The following is a 1,906-nucleotide window of genomic DNA, read 5'->3' as shown; positions in this document are numbered from 1 at the left end:
TATGGGGCTGCACATCCGGCAAAAACTGTCCTCGCTGGGGGCGATTTTCGCTTTCGACGCCTTCTGCCGCGCAGGCTCCTAGCCCATTTCGTGCGCGCAGCATGCGCCAGCCCAGGTACACCAGATAAGCAGCGCCTATCCATTTCACCAGGGTGAAGAGCCAGGGCAGGGTGTGCAGGATCACGCCCAGCCCCAGAATGGACGCGCTGGCCAGCAGCACCAGGCCGATCTGGTTGCCCAGGGTCGAGAGCAGACCAGCCCGAAAGCCGCGCGTGGCGCCGTTGCGCAGCGCCAGCAGCACGGCGGGGCCCGGGGTGGCCGCAGCCAGCCAGGCGATCAGCGCATAGGCGAACAAGGCATGCGAGCCCAGGCCGGTCATGGGTTCAGGCGCGGGGGGTGGTCTTGCGCATCAGTGTGGATTTACCGAACAGGCTTTCGATCAAATCCACTGCCACCTGCGCGGTGCGGTTGCGCACGTCCAGCGCCGGGTTGAGTTCCATCACATCCAGCGAAGCGAGCAAGCCGGTGTCGGCGATCATTTCCATGCACAGCTGCGCTTCGCGGTAGGTGGGGCCTCCGGGCACAGTGGTGCCCACGCCGGGCGCGATTTCGGGGTCGAGAAAATCCACGTCAAAACTCACGTGCAGGTGGGTGTTGTCGTCCAGGCCCGCCAGCGCGGTTTCCATGGTGTGGCGCATGCCCATTTCGTCGATGTAGCGCATGTCGAACACCTCCAGGCCGGCTTCGTGCACCAGGCGCTTTTCGCCCGCGTCCACGCTGCGGATGCCGATCTGGCGCACCACGGCCGAATCGATGGCCGGCGTGTGCCCGCCTATCGACGTGAGTGCGGCCGGGCCCCGGCCACACAGCGCCGCCACCGGCATGCCGTGGATGTTGCCGCTGGGCGTGAGCGACGCGGTGTTGAAATCGGCGTGTGCGTCCAGCCACAACACCCGCAGCTTTTTGCCGTTTTCCCGGCAATGGCGCGACACCGCGCTGATGGAGCCGACGCCCAGACAGTGGTCGCCACCGAGCACGATCGGCAACTGCCCTTGTGACAGCTCGGCCAGCACGGCTTCGTGCAAGGTCTGGTTCCAGGCCACCACTTCAGCCAAGTGGCGGTAGCCGTCCACCGGGGGCAGCCAGGGGTTGGCGGGGCCGATCAGATTGCCCTTGTCGCTGACCTGGAGTCCATGGCTCTCCAGTACCGCTGCAATGCCCGCGACCCGGAGCGCCTCCGGGCCCATGGACGCGCCGCGCGAACCTGCGCCGATGTCGGTCGGCACGCCAATCAGGCTGATGTGGTTTTGCATGCCGCTATTGTGGACCGGCGGGGCTGCAACGGCGTGTCTGGGGCGGCAGGGGCGTCCGATCTGGGTTGGATTCGAACGGACGAGCCGGGCGCGTTGTGGCGGCTTTCACACGAAAACCACCCGCTGTTTTGTATCAAATGGTTTGTCGGTGCCCGCCTTTGGCGGGCCGAAAACCCGTTGTTTGGCCGGTTTGTAGCCGCTCGGTCTCGCACGGGCACCACTCATCGGTGATACGCCGTTACCTCTGCAACGGGTCGCGCTTGATTTGCGCACCAGCCGGACGAGATACTGTTTTCTTTCCCATGAACCGGCCCCTCTACCCCGGTGTGGTCGTTGGCGGGCAGACCTGTTCCGCGCCGACGACCCCGTTCCGGCTTGTAGCGCTGCGGCCCAGGTTCTTGCTTTGTTGTTCCATATCTATCAGGGGATATTCCCAGTGAATCCATCCACCATGCCCTCCACTTTTTCCGGCCGGTCTCAGGCGCTGCCAGCGTCTCGCCATACCTTGGCCTTGCTGTTCGCTGCCGTGCTCACAGGTTGGGGGGGTGGCGGCGCAACAGAAACGGTGGCTGGTGCCCCGGCACCAGCCCCGG

General features: G+C 65.3%; 2 protein-coding genes. Both read right to left on the bottom strand.

Going from position 1 to position 1,906, the window contains the following annotated elements; translation table 11 throughout:
• Positions 1-379, bottom strand: a 379-nt coding sequence (locus ABYB95_RS22635) for a LysE family translocator (protein WP_372662329.1), incomplete at its 3' end; no start/stop codon positions are given.
• 4 nt (positions 380-383) lie between these two features.
• Positions 384-1,313 carry an arginase gene (rocF, locus tag ABYB95_RS22630; protein WP_372662326.1) on the bottom strand — a complete coding sequence of 310 codons (930 nt, stop codon included), beginning with the start codon at positions 1,311-1,313 and terminating at the stop codon, positions 384-386.
• Positions 1,314-1,906 lie beyond the last annotated feature (593 nt).

The organism is Hydrogenophaga sp. (genome assembly GCF_041633695.1).
In the GTDB taxonomy this organism is placed as follows: domain Bacteria; phylum Pseudomonadota; class Gammaproteobacteria; order Burkholderiales; family Burkholderiaceae_C; genus Hydrogenophaga.
The sequence above is the reverse complement of the archived record's forward strand: the minus strand, read 5'-3'. Positions and strand labels throughout refer to the sequence as shown.

Bases quoted from the DNA above. Each gene is read 5' to 3' on its own strand.
- rocF (WP_372662326.1), bottom strand. From the start codon at position 1,313: ATGCAAAACCACATCAGCCTGATTGGCGTGCCGACCGACATCGGCGCA.